The sequence below is a fragment of the Aeromonas sp. S41-2 genome, assembly GCF_027705845.1.
Lineage (GTDB): Bacteria > Pseudomonadota > Gammaproteobacteria > Enterobacterales > Aeromonadaceae > Aeromonas > Aeromonas hydrophila.
The window spans coordinates 831,468-852,041 of sequence record NZ_JAPDCG010000001.1 but is presented as its reverse complement, the minus strand read 5'-3'; the positions used below and the strand labels follow the sequence as shown (position 1 = coordinate 852,041).

Annotated in this window: 20 protein-coding genes and 1 pseudogene; 7 read left to right on the top strand and 14 right to left on the bottom strand. The window is 62.3% G+C overall.

Annotation, left to right across the window (positions count from 1 at the left end; translation table 11 throughout):
* The first annotated feature begins 52 nt into the window (after positions 1–52).
* Positions 53–1,213, top strand: a complete 1,161-nt coding sequence (locus tag OKC44_RS03915) for a sensor domain-containing diguanylate cyclase (RefSeq protein WP_270811158.1) — start codon at positions 53–55, stop codon at positions 1,211–1,213.
* On the opposite strand, the gene OKC44_RS03910 is transcribed toward OKC44_RS03915, so the two are convergent.
* From OKC44_RS03910 to OKC44_RS03900, 3 genes are all read right to left on the bottom strand, one after another.
* A complete protein-coding gene (locus tag OKC44_RS03910) occupies positions 1,195–2,178 on the bottom strand; it encodes a hydrolase (RefSeq protein WP_270811155.1) in 984 nt (327 codons plus the stop codon). The two genes, OKC44_RS03915 and OKC44_RS03910, sit on opposite strands and share 19 nt — an antisense overlap.
* A gap of 67 nt (positions 2,179–2,245) precedes the next feature.
* On the bottom strand, positions 2,246–3,145 hold the full coding sequence (locus OKC44_RS03905) for a chemotaxis protein (protein ID WP_011704932.1): 900 nt from the start codon (positions 3,143–3,145) through the stop codon (positions 2,246–2,248).
* 181 nt (positions 3,146–3,326) lie between these two features.
* Positions 3,327–4,013 carry a hypothetical protein gene (locus tag OKC44_RS03900; RefSeq protein ID WP_270811152.1) on the bottom strand — a complete coding sequence of 229 codons (687 nt, stop codon included), beginning with the start codon at positions 4,011–4,013 and terminating at the stop codon, positions 3,327–3,329.
* A 39-nt stretch (positions 4,014–4,052) separates the two neighbouring features.
* On the opposite strand from OKC44_RS03900, the gene OKC44_RS03895 reads away from it, so the two are divergent.
* Positions 4,053–4,259 (top strand): YheV family putative zinc ribbon protein, encoded by a 207-nt coding sequence (locus OKC44_RS03895; RefSeq protein WP_166463306.1) that lies wholly within the window; start codon positions 4,053–4,055, stop codon positions 4,257–4,259.
* A 145-nt stretch (positions 4,260–4,404) separates the two neighbouring features.
* The gene (locus OKC44_RS03890; RefSeq protein WP_270811149.1) at positions 4,405–5,055 is read left to right on the top strand and encodes an FKBP-type peptidyl-prolyl cis-trans isomerase; all 651 of its coding nucleotides are present in this window, start codon (positions 4,405–4,407) and stop codon (positions 5,053–5,055) included.
* Positions 5,056–5,119: 64 nt separating this feature from the next.
* Here the strand turns inward: OKC44_RS03890 and OKC44_RS03885 are convergent, their stop codons facing one another.
* Both OKC44_RS03885 and OKC44_RS03880 read right to left on the bottom strand, forming a co-directional pair.
* Entirely contained in the window at positions 5,120–5,335 is a 216-nt protein-coding gene (locus OKC44_RS03885) for a SlyX family protein (protein WP_011704936.1), read from the bottom strand.
* A 14-nt stretch (positions 5,336–5,349) separates the two neighbouring features.
* A complete protein-coding gene (locus OKC44_RS03880; protein ID WP_270811147.1) occupies positions 5,350–6,318 on the bottom strand; it encodes a WD40 repeat domain-containing protein in 969 nt (322 codons plus the stop codon).
* A gap of 119 nt (positions 6,319–6,437) precedes the next feature.
* Here OKC44_RS03880 and fkpA point away from each other — a divergent pair, with 119 nt between their 5' ends.
* Together fkpA and OKC44_RS03870 are read left to right on the top strand one after the other, a co-directional pair.
* A complete protein-coding gene (fkpA, locus tag OKC44_RS03875; RefSeq protein WP_011704938.1) occupies positions 6,438–7,244 on the top strand; it encodes an FKBP-type peptidyl-prolyl cis-trans isomerase in 807 nt (268 codons plus the stop codon).
* Positions 7,245–7,395: 151 nt separating this feature from the next.
* The gene (locus OKC44_RS03870; protein ID WP_043159586.1) at positions 7,396–8,802 is read left to right on the top strand and encodes a sigma-54-dependent transcriptional regulator; all 1,407 of its coding nucleotides are present in this window, start codon (positions 7,396–7,398) and stop codon (positions 8,800–8,802) included.
* A gap of 88 nt (positions 8,803–8,890) precedes the next feature.
* Here the strand turns inward: OKC44_RS03870 and OKC44_RS03865 are convergent, their stop codons facing one another.
* From OKC44_RS03865 to OKC44_RS03840, 6 genes are all read right to left on the bottom strand, one after another.
* Positions 8,891–9,760, bottom strand: coding sequence for a tetratricopeptide repeat protein (locus OKC44_RS03865; RefSeq protein WP_270811143.1), 870 nt, complete (start codon positions 9,758–9,760; stop codon positions 8,891–8,893).
* 113 nt (positions 9,761–9,873) lie between these two features.
* Positions 9,874–10,209 carry a hypothetical protein gene (locus OKC44_RS03860; protein WP_005303968.1) on the bottom strand — a complete coding sequence of 112 codons (336 nt, stop codon included), beginning with the start codon at positions 10,207–10,209 and terminating at the stop codon, positions 9,874–9,876.
* A gap of 126 nt (positions 10,210–10,335) precedes the next feature.
* Entirely contained in the window at positions 10,336–10,677 is a 342-nt protein-coding gene (locus OKC44_RS03855) for a DUF2956 domain-containing protein (protein ID WP_016349725.1), read from the bottom strand.
* 86 nt (positions 10,678–10,763) lie between these two features.
* Positions 10,764–12,602: a bifunctional metallophosphatase/5'-nucleotidase gene (locus tag OKC44_RS03850; RefSeq protein WP_011704942.1), complete on the bottom strand. Its 1,839-nt coding sequence runs from the start codon at positions 12,600–12,602 to the stop codon at positions 10,764–10,766.
* A gap of 232 nt (positions 12,603–12,834) precedes the next feature.
* Positions 12,835–14,376: a cyclic diguanylate phosphodiesterase gene (locus tag OKC44_RS03845; protein WP_270811140.1), complete on the bottom strand. Its 1,542-nt coding sequence runs from the start codon at positions 14,374–14,376 to the stop codon at positions 12,835–12,837.
* A 178-nt stretch (positions 14,377–14,554) separates the two neighbouring features.
* A complete protein-coding gene (locus OKC44_RS03840; RefSeq protein ID WP_011704944.1) occupies positions 14,555–15,409 on the bottom strand; it encodes a Tim44 domain-containing protein in 855 nt (284 codons plus the stop codon).
* A 432-nt stretch (positions 15,410–15,841) separates the two neighbouring features.
* On the opposite strand from OKC44_RS03840, the gene dnaB reads away from it, so the two are divergent.
* Both dnaB and alr read left to right on the top strand, forming a co-directional pair.
* Positions 15,842–17,236 (top strand): replicative DNA helicase, encoded by a 1,395-nt coding sequence (gene dnaB / locus OKC44_RS03835; RefSeq protein WP_011704946.1) that lies wholly within the window; start codon positions 15,842–15,844, stop codon positions 17,234–17,236.
* Between the two features lie 308 nt (positions 17,237–17,544).
* The gene (alr, locus tag OKC44_RS03830; RefSeq protein WP_016349727.1) at positions 17,545–18,618 is read left to right on the top strand and encodes an alanine racemase; all 1,074 of its coding nucleotides are present in this window, start codon (positions 17,545–17,547) and stop codon (positions 18,616–18,618) included.
* Between the two features lie 72 nt (positions 18,619–18,690).
* Here alr and OKC44_RS03825 read toward each other — a convergent pair.
* The 3 genes and pseudogenes from OKC44_RS03825 to trhP form a co-directional block, all read right to left on the bottom strand.
* Positions 18,691–18,771 (bottom strand): annotated as a pseudogene (locus tag OKC44_RS03825) (YfhL family 4Fe-4S dicluster ferredoxin); the annotation flags it as partial.
* 24 nt (positions 18,772–18,795) lie between these two features.
* A complete protein-coding gene (locus tag OKC44_RS03820) occupies positions 18,796–19,044 on the bottom strand; it encodes a YfhL family 4Fe-4S dicluster ferredoxin (RefSeq protein ID WP_005334896.1) in 249 nt (82 codons plus the stop codon).
* Position 19,045: 1 nt separating this feature from the next.
* On the bottom strand, positions 19,046–20,407 hold the full coding sequence (trhP, locus tag OKC44_RS03815; RefSeq protein WP_016349728.1) for a prephenate-dependent tRNA uridine(34) hydroxylase TrhP: 1,362 nt from the start codon (positions 20,405–20,407) through the stop codon (positions 19,046–19,048).
* Between the last annotated feature and the right edge of the window lie 167 nt (positions 20,408–20,574).

Below are 20,574 nucleotides of genomic sequence, written 5' to 3'. Positions count from 1 at the left end.
TTGTCTATCTGTCGGCAGCAAGCGCAAGGGATTTATATGGCAGCAAGCAGGTATGAACATGCTCTCTGATGAACAACGTCGTCTCTCCAGCCACCTCGCTCACCATCTGTATGAGTCTCGTCGCCACGCCCTGAGCAAGGGGTTGCGCTGGTTCTGGGCCGTCAACCAGCTGGCGATCCTGTTCCTGCTGGCGCGCTTCTATGTCTATCAGGACGCCCATCTGGTGGTGGCCCGGGTACTGCCCTGGAGCTACGAGGTGCAGCTGGTGCTGATGACGCTGGCCTGCCTGTCGTTTCCGCTGTTCTGGCACTGGCTCTCCCGCCAGCCCCCCGCCATCTGGCAGCCCTGCCTGCGTGCCGGAGCCCTGCTGTGGGGGATTGGCTGGGCGCTGCTCGGCTACGCCATCGCCCTGGTCGAGCTGAGAGGCGGTTTCAGCCTGGCATTCGATCTCATCGGTATGCTGCTGATGACGGCGCTGGTGGCGCTCTATTGCGAGGTGCGGCTGTTCTACTGCTTCAGCACCCCGCCGCTGCTGTTTCTGCTGCTGGAAGCGCTGCTGGTCAAGGTGCCGTTTCCGGCGGTGCACTGGATGGCGGTGGGCTGTCTCATCATCATGCTGGAGACGGGCAGGCGCATGCTCAACGGCTGGTTCGAGCTGGCGGTGTCCCGTGAGCACGAGAATCTGACCCTAGCCCGCCAGCTCGATGCCATGGCCAAGCGGGATCCGCTGACCGGGCTGGCCAACCGGCGCCATTTCGACAACGTCGGCGAGCAGATCCTGCAGGAGGCGAGAGAGCAGCACGGCGAGTTTGCCATCCTGTTGCTGGACGTGGACTTCTTCAAACGCTTCAACGATCACTACGGCCATCTGCAGGGGGACAACTGCCTGATCGCGGTGGCCGACTGCCTGCGCGAGGCCATTCGCCAGCCGACTGACGTGGTGGCCCGCTATGGCGGGGAGGATTTCGTACTGTTATTGCCCGGTGCCGATGCGCTGGCCGCCAGCGCCATCGCCAAACGCATTGCCGCCGCGCTGGCCGGGCGAGGCATCCTTCATGCGCTGTCGGAGGTGTCGGATCGGGTCACCGTGAGTCAGGGCATCGCCCTGTGGCACGGGGGGCAGGATGGCATCGCCGACATGCTGGTGCGCGCCGACGAGGCGCTCTATCAGGTCAAGGAGGCTGGCCGCAACGGCTACCGGCTCGCCCCCTGAGTCTGCTCTCGCAACCACTGGCTGATCCGCTCCTCCAGCCAGAACCGCGGCCGCCAGGGCGTACCGTGCAGAAAGCCCACGTGGCCGCCCTGGCGGCTCAGCTCGTAGCGCACCATGGGTGAGAGCTGCTCGGCCTGCGGGATCACCGCCTCGGTCATGAAGGGATCGTCGGCGGCGTGGATCACCAGAGTGGGGATGGGGATCCGTGCCAGCATGCCCAGGCCAGAGCAGCGCTGATAGTAGTGATCGGCACTGTCAAAACCGTGCAGTGGCGCCGTGACCTGCTCATCGAAGTCGCGCAGGGTGGCGATGGCGCGCACCTGCTGCGGCTGCCAGCGGGCACCGGCCGCCGTCTGCCGCTGGATCTTCTGCTGCAGGTTGTGGCGCATGGTGCGCAGCAGATAGCTCTGATAGACCCGCGAGAAGCCCTGATTGACCCGATCGGCGCAGCTGTCCAGCCGCAGCGGCGCCGAGATCACCACCGCCGCCTTAAGCTCGCTCGGGCAGGCGCGCGCCAGCAGATTGACCAGCATGTTGCCCCCCAGCGAATAGCCGATGGCGACGAGCGGCTTGCCGGGAAAGCGGCGGCCCAGCTCGGCGATCAGCGCTTGGGCATCCTCGATGGCGCCGGAGTGATAAGCCTGCAGCAGCCGGTTCGGCTCGCCGCTGCAACCGCGAAAGTGCATCAGCACCGCCTCGTTGCCCTGGCGTTGCAGGTGGGCGAAGAGTCCCTTGGCATAGTGGGAGTGAATGCTCCCCTCCAGCCCGTGAAACAGCACGATGAGCGGCCGCTCATCCCGGCTGATCTCGCCGCTCCAGGCGAGATCGACGAAGTCGCCATCCGCCAGCTCGAAGCGCTCCGCCACGAAGCGGGCCGGTTGCCGGCGCAGCCACTTGGGCAAAATGGTTTGCAGATGGGGATTGCGCGCCCACCAGGGGGCGTGGAAGTGGCTTTCGATCAGCATGCTGGGTCCGCGGGGTGACAGGGACAGAAAAGGCAACGGCGAGAAGCCGGGCTTCTCGCCGTCGGGATCAGGCCGGCAGGCTGTCGTGGTGCTCGGCACCGCGCAGCATGGCCTGGATCAGTTCGTTGGCTTCAAACTTGGTCAGCGCCTCGTGAGCGCCCACCTGATGAGCCCGCTCTACGCTTATCTCGCTGGAGAGCGAGGTGTGCAGGATGATGTAGGCGCCCGCCAGTTTGGCGTCGCTCTGCACCTCGAAGGCCAGCTCATAGCCGTCGAGCCCCGGCATCTCGATGTCGCTCACCAGGATGTCGATGGGGGTCTTCTGGCTGGCGCGGGTCTGCATCAGGGTCAGCGCATCCTTGCCGTTGGTGCACACCTCGTAGGGGATGTTGATGTAGTCCAGTGCCGCCATCAGCTGGCGACGGGCGACCGAGGAGTCATCCACCAGCAGGATCCGCATCGGCTTGATCCGCTCCCGCTGCACGTCGGTCAGCACCGGGTAGAGGTGGCTGGGGTCGTCCGGATAGACTCGGGAGAGGATCAGCTCCACGTCCAGCAGCTGGATCAGCTGGTCATTGACCCGGGTCACGCCGGTGACGAACACGTTGTGGCCGAGGGTGGCGGGCGGCGGCTCGATATCGCGCCAGTTGCACTCGGTGATCTTGTCGATGCCGCGCACCAGAAAGCCCACCAGGGTACGGCGGCAGTCGGTGATGATGATGAAGCAGTGCGGCATCTCTTCCTTGCTGATCGGGCGATAACCCACCGCCATGGCCATGTCGATCACCGGGATGGTGGTGCCACGCATGCTGGCGGCGCCGAGCACGGTCGGGTGCGAGTGCGGCATGGCCGTCAGCTGGGTGTAGGGCACTATCTCTTTCACCTTGAGGGTGCCGATGGCGAAAGATTGCTTGGCCGAGAGATGAAACAGCAACATGCCCTGGGATTGGTTGGCCTTGCTTTTCATGGCAGATGTCCTGTGAGTCAAAACGGTATCAGTCAATTCAGGCCCCTAGCATAAAGGATTATAGAAGAAATGGCCTTGTGGTTATTAACGACCATTGGCCGCAAAACTGGACTCATTTCATCCATTTATTGCCGCAATCCGCACCTGTGCGCACTGCCTGGGGCCCTCATGGGCGGGGCGTTCAGCGCGTCTGCAACGCCTCCAGCGGGGTACCGAGCCACTGCTGGCAGGCGTGGGCGAGCGCGGCTTCATCACCATAGCCCAGCTTGCTCACCACCTGGGCGCGTTGGCTGCCGCTCTTGAGCTGCCGCACCGCCTGCAGCAGCTGCCACTGGGCGCGCAGCGCGTCGCCCGCCAGCGCCGGGTCGCTGAGGTCACGCTGCGCCAGACATTGCAGCCATGCCGCATCACTGCCCTCCTGACCGTTTGCCAACGCCTGCCAGGCGGCCTGCAGGGCATTGTCTGGCTGGGAGGCAATGGGGCAGGCCGGCAGCTCGTCGAGTATCACCTGCAAGCGGTGACCATAGGCACCTTGCCAGTCGCGGGGGCGCTGCCACTGGGCCAGGCCGTCGAGCAGCGCCGTCAGCAGCGGGGTGGGCTGCAGCCAGCCCGCCCGCTCTGGCTGCTCCACGCGTACCGAGCAGGTCAGCAGATCATGCTGGCAGCCCGCCAGCGGGGTGAATGCGGCCAGGGCATCGGCACAGAGCCAGAAGTGGCCTCCCGTCGGCATCAGCCACTCATGGGCGCCGAGTCGCAGCAGCGCCGCGCCCCGGGTGATCCGCAGCAGCTGACCCACCGGCACGCGCTTGCGGGCACCGACTTGCAGATGCGAAGTGGAAAAATGCTGATATTCGATGGCGTGATGCATGTAAAAACCCTGATATGATGCTGCCTGGAGGTAACGAAAATGGAAACCAGACGTAAAAAACGCTTCATTGCCGGTGCGGTCTGCCCGGCGTGCGGCAAAATGGACACTATGATGCTGTATATGGAGCATGGAGTCGAGAAGGTGACCTGTGTCGAGTGCGGGGATACCCAGGTACAGACCCAGGTCGAGGTGGACAAGGTGACCCGGGAGACGGAACAGGTAATCGGCGTGTTTCGTCCCGAGTGAGTGGCGGCCTCAAGGTGATGGCACGCCGGTCAGGCTGGCCGCTGTTGATGACTTTTTCATCACGCTGAAGCCGGACCGACCATATGCTTGTCTGCCTTTTTGAGGTATTCTGGGCCCGTTTTTTTCTATCCGCAGGATCCCTGACATGAAAGTAGCTCCCCTGAGCGTGGTTACGCTGGAATACACGGTCACCGACGAACACGGTGAAGTCATCGACACCACTGTCGGTAAAGAGCCTCTGGTGTATCTGCACGGTACCCGTTATCTGGTCTCCGGCCTCGAAGCCGAGCTGGAAGGGCGCAGCGTGGGCGAGGCGTTCGACGTCACCCTGACGCCGGAGCAGGCCTATGGCCAGTACGACGAGAACCTGGTGCAGGAAGTGCCCGGCGAGCTGTTCGACGGCATGGAAGTGTCTGAAGGGGATACTTTTGTGGCCGAGACCGACGACGGCCACCGCCCGGTGACCGTGATCGAAGTGTCCGAAGAGTTCGTCAAGGTGGATGGCAACCATCCGCTGGCTGGCGTAACCCTGGGCTTCAAGGTCGAGATCAAGGACGTGCGCGCCGCCACTGCCGAAGAGCTGGCCCACGGCCACGTTCACGGTGCCGGTGGTTGCGGTCACGATCATGGCCACGACCATGATCACGACCACGGTCATGAGCACGGCGGTTGCTGCGGTGGTGGCCATCACGGCCACGATCACGGCCACGATCACGGTCATGACCACGGCGACGACCACGGTCACGGCGGCTGCTGCGGTGGCGGCGGTTGCGGTGGCAAGGGCCATCAGCACTGATCACGGCATTGCCGATGATAAAAAAACCCGCGCCTGGCGCGGGTTTTTTTATGGCTGGCACTCATCAGTAGTGCGGTGGCGGGGTCTCTTCGGCCATGCTGGCGATCTGGCTCGGCTGCACGCTCTGCAGCTTGTCCACCAGCAGCTGGATCTGATGCTTGAGCCGATCCAGCTCGCGGCCCTGGGTGGTGACCTCGTCGTTGAGCTGCTCCACCGTGTATTCGGCGAAGGCGAGGCGGCTTTCCAGGGTTTCGAGGCGATCGTTTAATTGCTGACTCATGGGCCTTTTGGTCCTTACTTGATAGTCCAGATTTCGGCCAGGCCGCTGGAGCTGGCGCTGACAAGGTGGCTATTGTCGCGCAAAGCCACGCCGTAGACCACTGCGCTCGGCGGTTTCACCCTGGGATGGGGCGAGACGCGCCAGCTCTGCAGCAGGCTGCCGTCGCTCACCTGCCACAGGGAGAGCTGGCGGGAGGGGGCGCCGGTGATGAGCCACTTGCCGTCGTTGGCAAAGCGCGCTGCGGTGTAGACCTCGAAGCGGTGATCGAACTGCAGCCGGCTCAGCTCCTTGCCGGTTGTCAGATCCCAGATGCTGGCCTGGCGGCTGTCGGCGGTGAAGGCGAGTCGTCCGCTCGGGTCGAGCCGGGCCAGCACCACCCGACCGGCGTGGTTGAAGCGCCACACCACCTGGCCTGAGCGGGTATCCCACAGGTAGGCGCTGTAGTCGTTGCCGCCGGTGAGGGCGTAACGGCCATTGGGGGAGAGATCCACCGTGTTGACCTGCTCGGTGTGGCCGAGAAACTGCAGCCGGCGGCCGGTGCGGGTATCCACCACTTCCGCCTTGCCGTCTTCCCGGCCGATCAGCACCTGGCGACCATCGGCCGACAGGGCGATGTCCCTCAGCCTGGATTCAGGAAGCGAATAGTAGCCTTGCGACTGGCCATCCTGCAGGCGCCAGATCCCGAAGTTGTCGGGGGTGGCCGTCACGGCGTGGCTGTCGTCCGCCGAGAAACGGGTGATGATGATGAAGTTGTCCGGATTGTCGGACTGGCGCCAGCGCCAGCGCTCCTTGCCCTGTTCCAGGTCCCACACCACAGTGCCCTGGCTCAGGCTGGAGACGATGGCCTGCTTGCCGTCGCTGGTCAGATCGGCGCTCAGCAGCCCCTGGTTGGCGAGGGTCAGTTGTCGGTCCGGCGATGAGCTCTGTTCGCAGCCTGTCAGTATCAGGCAAATCGCGACGAGATAAATGGCACTTTTTATCATTTTTCCTGTCTCATGCTTTCGTTACCTGCGATCACGGCGTTAGTATAAGGCGCTTATCACGATAAACCTCTCATTTCACGAAGGAACCGAGAGCGGTATTTAGAGTTTTGGAGAAACTGATGAACAATTTTCTGAAGGTGTCCCTGTTGGCCGCGGCAGTTGCCGTGAGTCTGACTGCTTGCCAAAAAGACGAGAAGACTGCTGCGAATACCGCAGAGGTCAAGGCAGAAGCCAGCAAGCCGGCAGAGGCCCCCAAGGCTGAAGCCAAGAGCTTTGAAGAGCAATCCGGCTATGCAATTGGCCTCTCCATGGGTCGTTATATCGCCAATACCCTGGAACGTCAGCAGGAACTCGGCATCAAGCTGGACAACAGCGTCATCCTCAAGGGTGTGACCGATGGTCTGGGCAAAGAAGCCAAGATGACCGACGAGGAGATCCAGAAGGTTCTGCAGCAGTACGACGCCAAGATCAACGAGTTGACCAAGGCCAAGGCTGACAAGGATGCCGTGGAAAACCAGAAGAAGGGTGAAGAGTACCTGGCTGCCAACGCCAAGAAAGAGGGCGTGAAGAGCACCGAATCCGGCCTGCAATACCAGGTCGAGAAGATGGGTACCGGCGCCAAGCCGAAGGCCACCGACATCGTCAAGGTCCACTACACCGGCACCCTGACCGACGGCACCAAGTTCGACAGCTCCGTCGATCGCGGCGAGCCGGCCACCTTCCCGCTCAACCAGGTGATCCCGGGCTGGACCGAAGGCGTGCAGCTGATGCCTGTCGGTTCCAAGTTCAAGTTCTTCCTGCCGTCCAAGCTGGCCTATGGCGAACACGGTGCGGGTTCCATCCCGGCCAATGCCGTGCTGGTATTCGACGTTGAGCTGCTGGCTATCGAGAAGCCGGCTGCCGATGGCGACAACGCCAAGAAGTAAGCGGAAAACGTTGAAAAAACGGCTCCTTAGGGAGCCGTTTTTACTTGTAACTCCGCCCGAATGGCGGGATAAAAGAGAGTATCGCCAACTGTGCTAACATGGCGAACGACACCCGAAATAGACAACAAAATCAATTGCAAGGATGGCTCCCGTGGCTGAAAGCAAACCTCGAGTCCTGTTGGTGGAAGATACCCGCAGTCTGGCGGTGGTCTATGAACAGTATCTGGCCCAGGATGGCTACGAGGTGCTGCGGGCCGATTGCGGCCAGCAGGCATTGGCGCAGCTGCTGAGCAGCCCGCCGCCGGTGGTGCTGCTGGATCTCGAGCTGCCCGACATGTCCGGCATGGACATCCTGCAGCAGATCACCGAACAACAGTTGCCCTGCTCGGTGGTGGTGATCACCGCCCACGGCTCGGTGGACGTGGCGGTGGAGGCGATGCGGCTCGGTGCCTTCGACTTCCTGACCAAGCCGTTCGACGGCAAGCGGCTGTGCGCCACCGCACGCAATGCCCTCAAGCACCAGCAGCTCAGCTCACTGGTGGCCCAGTACCGTGAAAACTTCGAGCGCAGCTCGTTTGCCGGCTTCATCGGTGCCTCCATGCCGATGCAGGCGGTCTATCGCATCATCGAGAGCGCGGCACCGAGCAAGGCGACCGTGTTCATCACCGGCGAGAGCGGCACCGGCAAGGAGGTGTGCGCTGAGGCCATCCATCAGTGCAGCCCCCGTCGCGAGCAGCCCTTCATCGCCCTCAACTGTGCCGCCATTCCCCACGACCTGATGGAGAGCGAGATCTTCGGCCACGTGAAGGGGTCGTTCACCGGCGCGCAGGGGGATCGCAAGGGGGCGGCCAGCCTGGCGGATGGCGGCACCCTGTTTCTCGACGAGATCTGCGAGATGGATCTGGACCTGCAGAGCAAGCTGCTGCGTTTCATCCAGACCGGCACCCTGCAACGGGTCGGCAGCGGCAAGCTGGAGACGGTCGACGTACGCTTCGTCTGTGCCACCAACCGCGATCCCCTGCTGGAGGTGAAGGCGGGGCGTTTTCGCGAGGATCTCTACTACCGGCTGCACGTCATCCCCCTCAGTCTGCCGCCGCTGCGCGAGCGTGGCGAGGACATACTGCTGCTGGCGCGAACCCTGCTGCAGAGCTATGCCAAGGAAGAGAACAAGCGCTTCAAGGATTTCGATGCCGAGGCGGCGCGGGTGCTGCTCGATTACCCCTGGCCCGGCAACGTGCGCGAGCTGCAGAACGTGGTGCGCAACATAGTGGTGCTCAACGATCGCGAGCTGGTGAGCCCCGACATCCTGCCGCCCCCGCTCAACGGCAGTCGTGCCAGCCTGCTGGCGGCGATCCCCGCTGCGGCAGCGACCGGCAGCGGTGCCGTGGTGGTGGCCAATGCCCCGATCCGCCCGCTCTGGCTGGTGGAAAAAGAGACCATAGAGCAGGCCATCGCCAGCTGTGATGGCAACATCCCCAAGGCGGCGGCGCTGCTGGAGATAAGCCCTTCCACCATCTATCGCAAGAAACAGGGCTGGGAAGAGGCGAGTCTGGCGTGAGGCCGGTGTCGGGAGGGGGTTACCTTCCCCGGGATAAATGTGCGGGGCGGCCAATGGGCCGCCCCGCTGCGTTTGTGGGGGGCGCTCGCTAGAGCTTGGCGAGGAGCTTGAGGCGGGCCAGCCGCTCGGCCTCGTTGGCCTTGAGCCAGCGATCCTGCGAGAGCAGGAACCAGGCGCGGGAGAAGTATTCGGCCGCAGCCGGATCATCCAGTACCAGCGCATTCTCCCCCAGCTCCTCGAACAGATAGCCATCCTCCGCCACCCCGGCGGCCGCCATATCGCCCTTCAGTTGCATCAAGTCGGCCAGCGCCTGTTCGTGCTGCCCCTGGGCCCGCAGCAGGCGGGCCAGACTCCAGCGGGCGATAAACGCCTTGGCCTGGTTGTTGTGCTGCTCGTGCCAGGCCAGACATTTTTGCTGGAAGCCTCTGGCCTCATCGAAACGACCTAGCTCGAACAGGGTCCAGCCCTGGTTGTTGTAGAGGGTGGCGAGCCAGCCGCGCACCTTTTGATCGGTACTGCGTTCGGCCAGCTCCATCGCCAGCTGATGCCAGCGGCTCTGCTCTTCCAGCGGGGCGGCGATGGCGATCATGTGGGCGGCGTCGATGGCGAGATAGAGCTCCTTGTGCTTGAGCCCCAGCTGCCAGGCCTGCTCAAACAGCGTCTTGGCGCTGGCCTTGTCGCCGGCGGAGTTGAAGGTACGGCCGCGCTCCAGCAGGGCACGCAGGCGAGCTCGCGGGGTGGCGTCGGTGAGGCGGGGGCCTATCTCGTCGAGCAGCTGGTGCGCCTCGGCAAACTGGCGTTGCAGCGAATGGGTGCGGGCTATCTGGGTGAGCAGCTCCAGCTCGTACTGCAGATCGGCGGCGGCGCGCGCCTCGGGCAACAGGGCATGAAAACGCAGGGCGCTGGCGGCGGGATCCCGATAATCCCACTGCGCCATGAAATCGGGCGGATTGTCCATTTGGCCTCCTTGCTGGCTATCCTCCCCCCAAGATGCCTGCAGGCCATTGTTTGTACAAGGGGCCCCCGTCACAGAGTGCCCCTTGAGTCATGTTCGCATCAGGGGCGAGCCGGTCAGTAGACCATGGCCAGGCTCATCAGCATCAGGCCGAGGGCGGCGAAGGCTCCCTCCTTGATGGCGAGGCGCGGCACCAGCGCCTTGGGCAGGGCCGGGAACAGGCTGAGGGCGAAGCCGAGCCCCGGCATCAGCCAGTGAAAGGCAGGGTTGCGCAGGCTCGGGTCTGCCGCACCATTGATGATGATGAGCAGGATGAAGAGGGTGAAGGCCGGCAGAATAAACCAGCGGGCGCTGCCGGCCGCAACGGCGCGCAGCGGCGAGATGCGATAGAGCAACAGGGTCACGATAAACAGCACCAGGGGTGCCAGCAGGTAGAGTGGTGCCGGGTTCATAACGGGTATCCTGAAAAAAGGCGTGAGCAGCAGTGGCGGGATTTAATCAGCCCGGGGCGGGGATGACCAGCCACAAGGGCCCGGGCTGTGAAGCAGATCCCGGGCAAAGGTTTGTCGGCTAGGGTTTCAGCGCAGCCAGAACCAGGCGGCAAAGCCCAGCCAGCTGATGGCCAGCAACAGCCAGGGCAGCGGATGCTGGCGAGAAACCTCGACCAGCTCGACGATGTCGTCCGGTTCCTCATCCTGCGGCGCTGCGTGGGACTGTTTGGCCTTGGCCTGCAGTTTTTTCTGACGGCTGGCCTCGCGGGCCCGCACCTTCATCTGTTTCTTGTATTCGTCTATGCCTTTCTGGATCCCCTGCGCGATCAGCTGGGTCTGCTCCTTGGTCTGCCCCGGTTTCTGGTTGGCTCGGGCAATTTTCATCGCCTCCTGCTGGGTCTCGGGGGAAATCTTGTCGTACTTCGCCATCAAAGGGTCTCCTCGGCATCGATTGGCGGGGAGTATGCCATAAAAACGGCGCCCTCAGGCGCCGTTGCAACAGCTTGTGAGCCGGATCAGGGCTTGTAGTAGGTCACGGTCGCGTAGGGCAGCGGGTTGAGAGTGCCCTGGGACTCGGCGTACTCCATGAACATCTCGTTCTCACCGACACCAGAGTCGACGTAGTCACCCTTGTTGGGCAGCTCTTCACGCTTGAGCAGGCCGTTGTAGCCATCCTTGCCGGAAGCGATGTAGGTGTTGGCACCGACCCGGTACACCTTCTCGTCATCCAGCGGCTGCCACTGACCGTTGGCGTCCAGCAGTTCCAGCTTGGTGATGCGGGAGCCCTTGGCCAGCTTGCCGTCGTAGGTGTAGCTCAGGTGGCCGACGTAGGGGAAGGCACCGCTGGAGGCGGCGATCCCGGTCTCCAGACCGATGGAGTAGTCAACGGCGTACTCCAGGGTGGCCCGAACGTCCTTGCCCTTGAGGTTGAAGGCGGCGATCTTGTTGCCAAACGGCAGCAGGGTACCCATCACGTAACCGACCGAGAGCGGGCCCGCGTTCACGTCGGCGCGCACGCCACCGGCGTTCTGGATGGTGAAGTCGACCTTGGTGTTGAGCTTGTTGAGCTTCCAGTAGAGCGATTCGGCCACCAGGGGATCGATGAGGCCGGCGCCGTCCGGGGTGGTCGGCACGCGCACGTGGGTCAGCTTGGTCGGCACGTCGGCGATGATCTTGGCTTCGAGCTCGGCCACGGCCGGCTTGTACTCGGTGTCGATCACATCGCGCATGGCGGTGTTTTCCGGCACGATCTCGATGACCGGGGACTTGTTGATGAAGTCGACCACGTTGGTCTGCTCGGTGCCGCTGAGCGGCACTTTCTTCTTGGCCACTTCCTTGGTGAAGTCGTCGCCGGTCATCAGGGTGTTGCGGCCCTCACACTTGGTGAGCTGGCCTTCCTTGCTGAGGGAGACGTTGACCAGACCGTAGCCCTTGGCCCATTCACCGGCCTGCACGATACAGGTCTTGCCACCGTCCGGGTTGCTGACGATCTGGGCATAGGTATTGTCGTCGGCCGGGTTCTGGTTGTGGGCGGTGTAGCCGATGCTGTTGAGCTCGGTGATGTCGCCGAGGAAGGTCTGGGAGTGACCGCCGACGATCAGGTCGATGCCGTTGACGGCCTTGGCGACCGCCTGGTCATTTTGCAGGCCGATATGGGTGACCATGATGATCTTGTTGGCACCCTTGGATTTGAGGGTATCGACCATTTTCTGGGCGGTCTCAATCATCGGCAGGAATTTGGTGTCGGTATCCGGTGAGGAGATGTCATGCATATTTTCCAGCACCAGCCCGAAAATACCCACGCTCTCGCCATTGACTTCCTTAATGACATATTCGTGAATATTTTCACTGTCCTTCAGGGTGGCGCTACTGGATTTCACCATATTGGAAGCCAATACCGGGAAATTCACCCGTGAGACAAAGTCTTTAATAGCCTGGTTGCCCAGATCGAATTCGTGGTTGCCGAGCACCATGGCATCGATACCCATGTCGGAGAGCAGCCGGGACTCCTCTTCACCCTTGAACTGGGTGAAATAGAGGGTGCCCTGGAAGGCGTCGCCACCGTTGAGCACCATGAAGTTGCGGCCCTCGTTGGCAGCCTGGCTGCGCAGCTCGTCCAGCTTGAACTTCAGGCGCGGATAGCCGCCCAGCTTGGCGTTGAACTTGAACAGCTCCTGGCCGGTGGGCTGGATCGCCAGCGCATTTTCGGTCGGGTCGAGGTGGGCGTGGGTATCATTGATGTGGGCAATGGTCAGATCCAGCGGAATATGTTCCTTGCTGCTGTTTTCTGAATTGCAGGCGGTCAGCCCGAACAGGGTAATAGAGACGGTGACGGCCAGTAGCGTCTTCTTCATCGGTAATATTCCTCTTGTTGTTATAGTCCTGTATATCGTTCCTGCATGACAGGAGTGTGGCGATTCTAGGCAAAAAGTAATAATTGGAAATAAACAGAGCTGATTCCTTTGAGCTACTGCACATTAATAAAGCAAATAAACGTTTGCTCTATTTGGCAGAGCAGGGGAAGGTGCGGCGGGGATTTTCCGCCAGCATGGGTGTCAATGCAACCCCATTGAGGTCAGGGGCGCTTCAAGGCGCAGGCGTGGGGGTCAACTGCTGCAGAAATTGCTGTGGGGTGAGCGGGCGGCCATACAGGTAGCCCTGCAGGTAATCGACCTGCCGCTCGACCAGAAAGTCGGCCTGCTCCTGGGTCTCGACCCCCTCGGCGATGGTTTGCAGCCCCAGCCGGGTCGCCAGGCTGATGGTGCTGTCAAGAATATGACGGGAGAGGGCATTGGTGCCGATCATGGCGACGAAGCTCTGATCGATCTTGAGATAGTCCACGTGAAACTGTTGCAGATAGGTGAGGCTGGAGTGGCCGGTGCCAAAGTCGTCCAGCCCGATCCTGACCCCCATCTGCCGCAACTCCTCAAACAGCCGCTCGGTGAGGTGGTTGGGGGTGATGAGCTCGCGCTCGGTCAGCTCCAGCACCAGGGTGATCGGGTTGGCGGTGAAGGCGGCGAGAAAGCTGCGGCAGTCATCCAGCAGGCTCAGCTGCTGGCAGTGGCGGGCACAGATGTTGAAGCTGAAGTGGAAGCGGGGCGGCAGCGCCGCCGCGTGGGGGGCAAACTGCAGCCGCACCTGCTGCATCAGGGTTTGGGTCATCAGGATGATGAGTCCGCTCTCCTCCGCCAGCGGAATGAAGAGATCCGGCCGGATCAGCCCCTGGCGGTGGTGCTGCCAGCGCATCAACACCTCGCAGCCATGCAGCTGGCCGTTCTGGCTGACGACGATGGGTTGCAGATAGGGCACGAACTCCTGCTTGATGATGGCACGCCTGAGCTCCTGGGTCGGGGTCGAGATATGGCTCCACCAGCGGTAGGTGGCAAGCCCGGCCAGCCCCCCGAGGGCCAGGATCAGCAGCACCATGCTGCCCTGTTTTTGCAGGGTCATGGCCAGCACGGCACTCAGCGGGAACCCCTGGTTGAGGCTGTAGCCGAACGTGGTCGAGTCGAGCCGGTAGTTGAAACCCCGCAGCCTGGGCGGTTGGCCATCGTGCACCTTGCCCTGCAGGTCGAGCCACTGCTTGCCTATCTGCACCCAGCTGTGGGGCCCGGCGAGATGCCACTGCAACGGCTTGCTCAGATGATAGGGGTTGATGGCGACCACCACCGCATGATCCCCTTCGCTCAGGTGGTAGAACAGCAGCGACGGTTTACGTCCGAGCTGGGTGACCGCCTCCAGTCTGAGCAGCTCGTGCTGGCTGTTCTGCAGCCGGTCTTTGAGATCGATCTCGTCGAAGATGGAGGAGCAGTAGAGGCGACCGTTGCGGGAGAGGTTGACCGAGCGCACATAGGGGGAGGTGGCGACCAGCACTCGCAGCTCGCGGGCCACCTCGCGGCAGGGCCGGCTGGCCAGCGGCAGCGCCGCCTTGGCCGCCAGGGTCGAGTGGTGCAGCGCGCTGTCGATCTGCGTCATGGCGCGTTCGGCTGCGGTCTGGGCCTGCTGGCGCGTCATCGACCAGGTCTGCCAGTAGAGGGTGACGAGGGAGATGAGGATCAGGGTGGCGCAGCACAGCAGGCTGGCCAGGAGACGAGGCATGTTGCTGCGACGCAGAAAGGGAAGAGCCATGGGCCACGCCTCGATGAAGAGTCAATTGAACAAAAAAAGGTCGGTCATACTACACAATCACACCTCAATCTCATAGCCGGTACAAGGGGAGGCATGGGCGGGCGCAGGGGGTTGGAAATGCCACAAAGCAAAGACGGCCCGCAGGCCGCCTTTGTTTGTCATCGCAGGAAAAGCGCGTTTACAGCTGCTCGATGCCGACGATATGCCAGGGGGCATTGTCCTTGGCGAGGTTGCGCTCGAGGTGCCACACCTCCTTGATGTCCTCCTCGACCTGCTCCTGGCGATCCATGTAGCGGCCGCTGAAGCGCACGCTGACCTGTGCCCAGTCGCTGCCGTAGTCGGCACGCACCAGCTGGGTGTCCACATACATCACTTCGGTATGCTGCTCACCGGTGAGCTCGGCCCGCTCGGCCTTGAGCTGTTCGAACAGCTCCGGACTCACGTACTCGCGTACCTTTTCCAGATCGTTTTTGTTCCAGGCTTCCTGCAGGGTGCGGTAGTGATCGCGAGCCCCGGCCAGGAAACCGTTCATGTCAAAACCTGGCGGCAGGCGGAACGGCACGTCGCTGTCGGCAAAACCGGTGGCCTGCGGGGCGCTGTGGTTCTGCTCGAACTGCTGGGGCGCCGCGCTCTGGGGCGGCTGATAGCCGGCATAGGCCGTCTGCTGCTGTGGCGCCGCCATCTTGCCCTTGCGCAGGGTGCGGATCAGGAACACGGCCCCCAGTGCCAGCAGGGCGATCAGCAGGAAGTCCATCCCTTGCAGACCTTCAAAGGCGCCGCTGCCCAGCAGGTAGGCGAACAGACCGCCGGCCAGCAGACCGCCGAGCAGGCCGCCCATCATGCCGCCCTTCTTGGGGGCCTGGGCGCCCACGGTGGGGTTCTTGGTGTCGACGGGTTTGGCGGCCGGTTGGGCCGGAGCCGTTTTATAGCTCTTGCCAAAGGATTTGCCGCCGCCAAATTTCTTGGCCTCGGCAATGGGTGCCCCCAGGCCAATGGCCAGGATCACGGCAAACAGGGTCAGCATCTTTTTCATTTTGACTCTTTTCACTCTCATCAGTGGGTGGGGCATGCTCTGCTTTGGCAAGCTCAGCGAGGCGCATGGCAGGCTGCCTGTCCCTCGTTGTATTGCAGCTTGCGACTATGATTAACATGATTGGCATGAATTATTCATGAACAGATTGCCCCGATCGGGGGCGTTGCGAGGAGACAGGCCATGAAAAGTCGACGACCGAGCCGCAAGGAGCGCAAGCTGCGCAACAAGGCGAGAGCCAAACCGCAGGATCAGACCCTGGTCTGGCCCTTCATGATTGTATGAATGCGAAACGGATTTCATCGACAGGCGGCGTCAACAACCATCAGGAGGGCGGTTGTGGCTGACAGAAGTGAATAGCGTGCATTTGCACTCGCGATGACGGGGTTTCTTTTGTAAAATTCCCGTCCCCTTCCCGCTGCGGTTTTTATGTGTATGGCAGAGCAAGTGACGGCGAAAAAAGACGCCAAGACACAACAGCTGAAAGTACCTCCCCACTCTTTTGAGGCCGAACAGTCCGTACTGGGCGGCCTGATGCTGGACAACGAGGCCTGGGATCGGGTCGCCGAACGGGTGATCGACAAGGATTTCTACAGCCGCCCGCACCGCCTGATCTTCCAGGCCATGACCCGCCTCTCCAATGCGGGCAACCCCATCGATCTCATCACCCTGCAGGAGGAGCTGGAGCGCTCCGAACAGCTGGAAGAGGCCGGTGGCTTCGCCTATCTGGTGGAGATCGCCAAGAACACCCCGAGTGCCGCCAACATCAGTGCCTACGCCGAGATCGTGCGTGAGCGGGCGGTCGTGCGGGAGATGATCTCGGTCGCCAACGAGATAGTCGAAGCAGGCTATGAGCCACAGGGGCGCACCTCCGGCGATCTGCTGGATCTCGCCGAGAGCAAGGTATTCAAGATTGCCGAGCAGCGCAGCAGCGCCAACGAGGGGCCCCAGCCGCTCAAGCTGATTCTCGAGCAGACCGTCGACAAGATTGAAGAGCTGTTCAAGACGCCCCACAACGGGGTGACCGGGGTATCGAGCGGTTACGGTGATCTCGACAAGATGACCGCCGGCCTGCAGCGTTCGGATCTGGTGATCGTCGCGGCCCGTCCCTCCATGGGCAAGACGACGTTTGCCATGAACCTGTGCGAGCATGCGGCGCTCACCGCCGACAAGCCGGTACTGATCTTCTCCCTCGAGATGCCCTCCGAGCAGATCATCATGCGTATGCTCGCCTCGGTGGGGCGCATCGACCAGACCAAGGTGCGGACCGGTCAGCTCGACGACGAGGACTGGGCGCGGCTCTCCTCCACCATGGGATTGCTGCTGGAGAAGGGCAAGATGTACATCGATGACGCCTCCGGCCTCACCCCGACCGACGTGCGTTCTCGCGCCCGTCGTATCGCCCGTGAGCACGGCGGCCTCTCGATGATCATGATCGACTATCTGCAGCTGATGCGGGTGCCGGCGCTGTCTGACAACCGGACCCTGGAGATCGGCGAGATCTCCCGCTCCCTCAAGGCGCTGGCGAAAGAGTTGCAGTGCCCGGTGGTGGCGCTCTCCCAGCTCAACCGAAGCCTGGAACAGCGGGCCGACAAGCGCCCGGTCAACTCGGATCTGCGGGAATCGGGCTCCATCGAGCAGGATGCGGACTTGATCATGTTCATCTACCGCGACGAGGTCTATCACGACGACAGCCCCGACAAGGGGATCGCCGAGATCATCATCGGCAAGCAGCGTAACGGCCCCATCGGGCGGGTACGCCTCACCTTCCAGGGCCAGTTCTCGCGCTTTGACAACTACGCGGGTCCGGCGTTTGATGATGACTACTGATCATCGTCATCGCGTCCTGGAGAGAAAGAAAGTGGTGAGAGTCATCGCTGCAAAGCCGCGTAACGGTGCCAATATGCGGCCGGGTGCGCCTCACCTTCCAGGGTCAGTTCTCGCGTTTTGACAACTACGCGGGCCCGGCGTTTGATGATGACTACTAAGTAAGCCGGGAGCCTGCTCCCGGTATCCAGAAACAGTTTTCCCGGTTCGACAATTCTGCCGGTCCGGCCTTAGACGATGACAATTAAGGGCTGACACCCCCCGGTGCCTGGCGCGTTCGCGCGTTATCATGCCCTCGTAAGGGAAAACAGATGAAAGCGGCTATCGCCCAAATCAATACCGCGGCCCTGCGCCACAACCTTGCCGTGGTGAAACGCCACGCCCCCCAATGCAAGATCATTGCCGTGGTCAAGGCCAACGCCTATGGCCATGGGCTGCTGCCGGTCGCCCGCACCCTGGTGGATGCGGATGCCTACGCGGTGGCCCGCATCGAAGAGGCGCTGATGCTGCGCTCCTGCGCAGTGGTCAAACCCATCGTGCTGCTGGAGGGCTTCTTCAGCGCGGCCGACCTGCCGGTGCTGGCGGCCAACAACCTGCAGACCGCAGTGCACACCTGGGAGCAGCTCGAAGCGCTGGAGCAGGCGGATCTGCCTGCCCCCGTGGTGGCCTGGCTCAAGCTCGACACCGGCATGCACCGCCTCGGCGTGCGGGCCGACGAGATGCCCGCCTTTATCGAGCGGCTCGCCAGGTGCAAGAACGTGGTTCAACCGTTCAATATCATGACCCACTTCAGCCGTTCCGATGAGCTGGAGCAGCCCACCACCCGCGAGCAGATCGACTTGTTCAGCCAGCTGACCGCGCCGCTTTTGGGCGAGCGGGCCATGGCCAACTCGGCGGGCATCCTGGCCTGGCCGGATTCCCACTGCGACTGGATCCGCCCCGGCGTCATCCTCTACGGCGTCTCCCCCTTCCCCAATACGGTGGCGGCCGATTACGACCTGCAGCCGGTGATGACCCTCAAGACACAACTGATCGCGGTGCGGGATCACAAGGCGGGCGAGCCGGTGGGCTATGGCGCCAACTGGGTGTCGGATCGCGATACCCGGCTCGGTGTCATCGCCATCGGCTATGGCGACGGCTATCCGCGCATGGCTCCCAACGGCACGCCGGTGCTGGTCAACGGCCGCATCGTGCCGCTGGTGGGTAGGGTCTCCATGGACATGACCACGGTGGATCTCGGCCCCGGCGCCACCGACAAGGCCGGTGACGAGGCGGTGCTGTGGGGTGAAGGGCTGCCGGTAGAGCGGGTGGCCGACCAGATCGGCACCATCCCCTACGAGCTCATCACCAAGCTCACCTCCCGGGTCTTTATGGAATACGTCTAGGTGCGATGAGCGCCAAACGTCAAAAAGCCCCGCATGCGGGGCTTTTTTTATGATGTTGTCGCGACCTGCTGATTACCTGTGCATCCGCACGAACTTTTCCATCAGCTGATCTTCGGTTTCCACGTGAGCGGGATCCCGGAGGATGCAGTCCATGTAGAGCAGACGCTGATGCCGATGTTACTGCCGGTGCATCCGTACGAACTTTTCCATCAGCTGATCTTCGGTCTCCACGTGAGCGGGATCCCAGATGATGCAGTCGATGGGGCAGACGCTGATGCAGGTCGGCTTCTCGTAGTGACCGACGCACTCGGTGCAGCGACTGGGGTCGATCTCGTAGATCTCCTCACCGAGGCTGATTGCCTGGTTCGGACACTCGGGATCGCACATGTCACAGTTGATGCACTTGTCGGTGATGAGCAGTGCCATCTCAGGCTGCCGAGTGCGGCTGACGGGTATCCTGGCGCTCACCGAGGTTGCGCAGCAGGATGCCGTAGTCAACGTCCACTTCCTTCGGCACCGGCACATAGACCACATGGCCGTTGCCCGGCGCGGTGTCGATGAGCTCGCCCTTGCGGTTTTGCATCTGCTCCAGATTGAAGCTGAGGTTGCCCTGCGGGGTCATCAGTTCCAGGCTGTTGCCCACCAGGAACTTGTTCTTCACCTCGACTTCCACCATGTCACCGTTGCGACCGGTGATTTCGCCGACGAACTGTTGGGTGTCGGAGACGGAGTAGCCGTAGTCGTAGTTCTGGTATTCGCTGTGGTTGTGACGGCGCAGGAAGCCCTCGGTATAGCCGCGGTGGGCCAGATTCTCGAGGGTGCCCATCAGGCTGCGGTCAAACGGGCGGCCGGCGACCGCATCGTCGATGGCCTTGCGATAGACCTGGGCGGTGCGGGCGCAGTAGTAGAAGGACTTGGTGCGGCCTTCGATTTTCAGCGAGTGAACGCCCATCCTGGTCAGTCGTTCGACGTGCTCGACCGCGCGCAGATCCTTGGAGTTCATGATGTAGGTGCCGTGTTCGTCTTCGAACGCGCTCATGTACTCGCCCGGGCGGTTGGACTCTTCCAGCAGCACCAGCGCATCGGTCGGTTTGCCCAGGCCCAGGGTGTTGTCCGGGCGGATGGCGATGGGCTCCTGACGGTGGACGATCTGGCCCACGTCATCTTCCTTGCCTTCGTGCACCTTGTACTCCCAGCGGCAGGAGTTGGTGCAGGTGCCCTGGTTGGGGTCGCGCTTGTTGATGTAGCCAGAGAGCAGGCAGCGGCCGGAGTAGGCCATGCACAGCGCCCCGTGAACGAACACTTCCAGCTCCATCTCCGGCACCTGCATGCGGATCTCCTCGATCTCGTCCAGCGACAGTTCGCGGGAGAGGATGACCCGGGTCAGGCCCATCTGATGCCAGAACTTCACCGTGGCCCAGTTGACCGCATTGGCCTGCACCGACAGATGAATAGGCATATCCGGGAAGGCTTCGCGCATCATCATGATGAGACCGGGGTCGGACATGATCAGCGCATCCGGCTTCATCTCCACCACAGGGCGCATGTCGCGGATGAAGGTCTTGAGCTTGGAGTTGTGGGGCTGGATGTTGGCCACCACGTAGAACTGTTTGCCGAGGGCATGGGCTTCGTTGATGCCGAGCTGCAGATTCTCGTGATCGAATTCGTTGTTGCGTACCCGCAGGCTGTAACGGGGCTGGCCGGCATAGACGGCATCGGCGCCATAGGCGTAGGCGTAACGCATGTTCTTGAGGGAACCTGCGGGGGAGAGCAATTCTGGTTTAAACATGGCGGACTCTTCGTATCTGATTGCAAATCAGGACGGCGCCACCTGATGGCGCCGTATGGGTTGAGCTGCGCCGGGAGTGGATACTCGCTCGGCGCGACCCGATAACGGCATATCCGGGCTGCAGCAGTATGCACCGGATAAACGGGGTGCGAGATTGTACTCGCCCT